Consider the following 4,433-nt stretch of genomic DNA (forward strand, 5'->3'; position numbering starts at 1 on the left):
TGACAATCTGCCCCGGCAGGCTGCGGCACGGCCGCAGGATGAATCCGTGACTGGTCACGGCGGACCCTCCGCGTCAATTCCGCTGGAAGCAATGGGGAAGGGCGGGTTATCGGGAATTGCGCAAACGCGGTGTGTCAGTGCGCGAAGCATGGAACACCAGTAAAAGTGCACACGGCCCGTGGCGCCTGTCGAAAACCCCGGCGCTATCGCTGGTCCTGCCAGCGAGGTTCTTCCGCAGTTTAGGTCTGCCATCCCTCGCGGAATGACAGGAAATGGTTCATTGAACCGCCGTGTACGGTCCCGTATGCACGGTGGTGTGGGAGGGGCAAGATCGCGAGGTCTTCCCCCATCCCGATTGGGCATCTCGTTGGACATTTCCCCTTCACTCGGCACCAACCTCACGGTATAACTTAATATTATCTTTACGGAGACATTAGCCATGGGAAATCAACTCGAATTGCTCGAAGCCGAAGCCCTGAAACTAACTGCAGGGGAGCGCGCAGCTTTCGCTCAGCTATTGCTCGCTAGTCTCGACGAAGATTCCGAGATTGAGGAAGCGTGGGCCGCCGAAACCGAGCGCAGAATTGCTGACATCGAAAGTGGGGTGTTGCAAGTCATTCCGATTGCTGACGCTCTGGCACAGGTCCGTGCAGCGCTGAAGTGAAGCTCGTCGTTACTCCACCGGCGCTCGCCGAACTGCACGACGCAGCAGCATTCTATACGCTGAAGGCGGGTGTCGAGCTTGGTCTCGCGCTTGTGGCTGAGTTTGAACGAACGGCCAATCTCGTTCTGGACAACCCTCTGCTCGGTGCTGTGTTCCGAAGCAAGCGCCGGCGATATATCCTCCGTCGATTCCCATATAGCATCATCTATCAGGTCACCGCAGAGGAGCTTCGAATTCTCGCCGTGGCGCATCACAGGCGTCGTCCCGGCTACTGGGCGCAACGGAAGTAGTACGCACAAAGAGGAGATTGAAAATGCGTAAAGCCAAACAAAAGCCTGTGGGCCGCCAGCCCAAAATTGACATTGGTGCTGAACTGCTAGCGTCGGTGCGCGAAATGAAGGCGGGCATTCGTGCCCGTGTTCATTGCCCCGAGATTTCTGCAGTCGCTCATGCCCGCTTGGCACTTGCCACCGCATCCTCCGCGCAGCGCCGGTGAATTCAAACGTTGGGCATTCTCATGGCTAGCTGCTAAACTTGACGCATGGCGCCTACTATTTTCCGTCAAGGGGCATTTCGCTTTTTCTTCTTTTCACGCGAAGAACCGCGAATACACGTCCATGTTACTCATACCGATGGTGAGGCCAAATTTTGGTTGGAGCCAGAAATTGAGTTGGCATTAAACCAAGGGCTTTCTCAAAAACAGGTCGGCGAGGCGTTGGCTCTGGTTCATGCCCATCACGAGGAGATCATCCATGCCTGGCATAGCCACTTCAGAAATTGAAGTTTCGTTGGTATCAAGCAAGGGCTTCTGGCTACTTGTGGACAACGATGAACTTTTTGTCTCATATGCTGAGTTTCCGTGGTTCAAACACGCCACGGTTGAGCAAATCACCACGGTTGAATTGCTGTCCCCCAATCATCTTTATTGGTCCATGCTAGATGTCGACCTTGCGGTTGAGTCTATCCGCAACCCAGCTTTGTTCCCGTTGATTTCCAATTCACACGTATGTGCCGGGCATGACACGTAACTACCCTGGCACCGGGGGCGTATCTGTGCGCGAAGCATGGAACACCAGCAAAAGCGCTCACTGCCTGTGGCGCCTGTCGAAAAACCCCGGTGCTATCGCTGGCCTTGCCAGCGAGGTTCTTCCGCAGTTTAGGTCTGCCATCCCTCGCAGGATGGCAGGAAACTGTTCATTGAACCGCCGTGTACAGTCCCGTATGCACGGTGGTGTGGGAGGGGGACGCCTTGTTGAGTCGCTACCCAGTCCAACCACTCGTTCAAGCGGGACGCGCCAAAAGTGATGCGCCATGCGAATCCATATAACGCGGAATAACCATATAATGCATTATATAGAGTGATTTTCATCATTATATGTAACCAATTGTAACACTGTTTCACCATGTTACAATTTTTACCCTTGACGCGATCAATTGACCTGCCTAATGTGCGAGTACTGCATGATTAATAACAATTTATTAGTTGGTTATATGATTTATTTCTGATTGATAAATTTTTAACTGCGCGCAGGTGCTTCCCTTTCTTGAGGAGATAAAATGAAAATCCGCAAAGCTGTCGTTTTATCCGCAACATGTACGTTAATATCCGGCACGGCCTGGGCGCAGACCGCCACGGTCCCGCTGGACCCGGTCAACAACGCGTTAGATCCGCAGAGCCCCTTTGCCGTCCTGTACCTGCCGCAAAATGCCCCCGCACCCGTCGATCAGGTCGGCCCCACGGCGTGGACCCATGCCTATGGTAACCCGCAACATAATGCCGCCTTTCCGGTTGCCGCCAGCGCGCCGGCCTGGATTCGTGAGGGCGTACGCTGGAATTTCCCGGAGGCCCGGGCCTGGCCGTTGAGCGACCCGCATCCTTATGGGGAAAAGGTCTATGGCATCAAAGAGGCCCTGCCGGTGCAGACCCAGTTTTATGGTAATGCGCTCGGGGTCTCTGTCGTCAAGGGCGTGGTGTACGCCGAGAGCGATGACATGTTCGCCTATGCCGTCAATGCGCGGACGGGCAAACTGATCTGGAGAACCAGCCCGGTCGCCAATACGCTGATGGGCAATCCGCTGGTGGTCGGTACGCATGTGTACCTGTCTGCCGGAAGCGTATCCTTCAACTTCGCCAACGTGATGAAATACGCCAAGCACCCGGCCCAAGCGGGGCGCGGCAAGGACATCAGCTACAACGGGATATTCTGTCTGGACCGAACCAACGGCAAACTGCTCTGGAGTTTCAAAACCGCTGGTGACGCCATGCCGACCCCAGCCTACGCCGATCATTCCCTCTTCATCAGCACCGGAGATGGCAACATTTATCGCATCCGTTCAGCGGATGGCCGGAAAATGTGGCGTACCCATGTCGGCGGTATCGCCAACATGTCCAGCCCCATCGTGTGGGATGGAAAAGTCTACGTCTCCATGTCCGTCATTCCTGGTCTGTATGCCCTGAATGTGCGGACGGGCAAGGTATTATGGAAAGGCGAAATTCCCGGTGCCGTGAATACGGGCATGGGGGATGTGCCGCCCGCTGTGGCGGATGGCATCGTGGTCATGGATTCGGTGGCAAATCCGCAGATGATCCAGGGTAAACCCACCATGACCACCCTAGTGCGGGCTTTCGATGCGCGTAATGGCAAGGTCCTGTGGACCGATGACATGGGACGCGGATCAAGAGTGCCGGCATTCAAGGGGGGCGTGCCAATGATTCATGATCATACGGTCTATGTGGGTTCACCGGTCACGTCCGCTTATGAAGCCATTGACTTGCATACCGGTAAGGTGGCGTGGACTTGGCATGTGCCCAACCCCGGCCCGGCTGGTGCCGGTCGCGGCGCGCCGACCTACTATGATCATACCCTGTATATTTCCACGGGACCGGATATTTATGCCGTCGATCCGAAGAACGGGAAGATGATCCATCAATACAAGGTCGGTGGGCGTTTTGGCATCGTCAATCCGACCATCGTCGGTGGCACCATATATCTGGGCAACTCTTGGGACTGGATCAACGCCGTCCCCGTTCGTGATGTAAATCCGCAATTCAACGCCCATCCGTCGTAACTCAGGGAGTGTTGCGCAGGAAATCACCCATACCCTGCTATACTTCTTCCTCTTTCGCGGTCGTGGACTGGCTCAGCCGGGCTGGCGAAGGTCGTGACGGCGTGACGAGGGACTGATATGCAGGCAGATACACAGGCTTGGGCCGCTGTGGGCGCGGCCCTCTATGCTGCTGATCCACAACAAAAAGTAGAGCAAGTAAGGGCCTTGCACTGGCCGCTGGCGCCCATGCCGGAAGTTTCGGCCCCACCCCTTTCCGCCACACCGGGGCGACCGAGCCATCCCCTGCTGGTGGGTCCCAAAGACTTGCCCAAGCGCCGCGCCCTGCATACGCAGGCAGGCCGCTTCGCTTTGTTGCACGCCCTGGCGCACATTGAATTCAATGCCATCAACCTGGCTCTGGATGCCCTCTATCGCTTCCCCGGTCTTCCTGAGGATTTCTACCGCGACTGGTTGCGGGTGGCGCAGGAGGAGGCGGAGCATTTCGTCCTCCTGCGTCAGCAGTTGCGGCGACTCGGGGGTGACTATGGTGACTTGCCCGCCCACGATGGTCTCTGGGAAATGGCCCTGGACACGGCGGCGGACCCGCTGGTGCGCATGGCGCTGGTGCCGCGGGTGCTGGAGGCGCGGGGGCTGGATGTCACCCCGGCCATGCGTGAACGGCTGCTGGCCGCAGGGGATGCGGAAGCGGCCGCCGTGCTGG

Annotated in this window: 7 protein-coding genes; all 7 read left to right on the forward strand. The window is 56.8% G+C overall.

The annotated features are described in order from the left end of the window. Nucleotides 1-439 precede the first annotated feature (439 nt). The gene (locus M7F93_RS11095) at nt 440-664 is read left to right on the forward strand and encodes an addiction module protein (RefSeq protein WP_298173393.1); all 225 of its coding nucleotides are present in this window, start codon (nt 440-442) and stop codon (nt 662-664) included. Further along, on the forward strand, nt 661-954 hold the full coding sequence (locus M7F93_RS11100) for a type II toxin-antitoxin system RelE/ParE family toxin (RefSeq protein WP_298173395.1): 294 nt from the start codon (nt 661-663) through the stop codon (nt 952-954). The genes M7F93_RS11095 and M7F93_RS11100 overlap by 4 nt, the downstream gene beginning before the upstream one ends. Nucleotides 955-977: 23 nt before the next feature. Further along, a complete protein-coding gene (locus M7F93_RS11105; RefSeq protein ID WP_298173398.1) occupies nt 978-1,160 on the forward strand; it encodes a hypothetical protein in 183 nt (60 codons plus the stop codon). Nucleotides 1,161-1,205: 45 nt separating this feature from the next. Next, nucleotides 1,206-1,445, forward strand: a complete 240-nt coding sequence (locus M7F93_RS12000) for a DUF4160 domain-containing protein (protein ID WP_366144779.1) — start codon at nt 1,206-1,208, stop codon at nt 1,443-1,445. Beyond that, complete coding sequence (locus M7F93_RS11110) at nt 1,417-1,692, forward strand: DUF2442 domain-containing protein (protein WP_298173401.1); 276 nt, start codon at nt 1,417-1,419, stop codon at nt 1,690-1,692. Before M7F93_RS12000 ends, M7F93_RS11110 begins: the two co-directional genes overlap by 29 nt. A 529-nt stretch (nt 1,693-2,221) precedes the next feature. Then, on the forward strand, nt 2,222-3,733 hold the full coding sequence (locus M7F93_RS11115; RefSeq protein WP_298173404.1) for an outer membrane protein assembly factor BamB family protein: 1,512 nt from the start codon (nt 2,222-2,224) through the stop codon (nt 3,731-3,733). Nucleotides 3,734-3,850: 117 nt separating this feature from the next. Beyond that, on the forward strand, nt 3,851-4,433 hold a 583-nt coding region (locus M7F93_RS11120), incomplete at its 3' end, for a ferritin-like domain-containing protein (RefSeq protein WP_298173406.1).

Source organism: Acidithiobacillus sp. (assembly GCF_027322205.1).
Taxonomy (GTDB): Bacteria; Pseudomonadota; Gammaproteobacteria; order Acidithiobacillales; family Acidithiobacillaceae; genus Acidithiobacillus.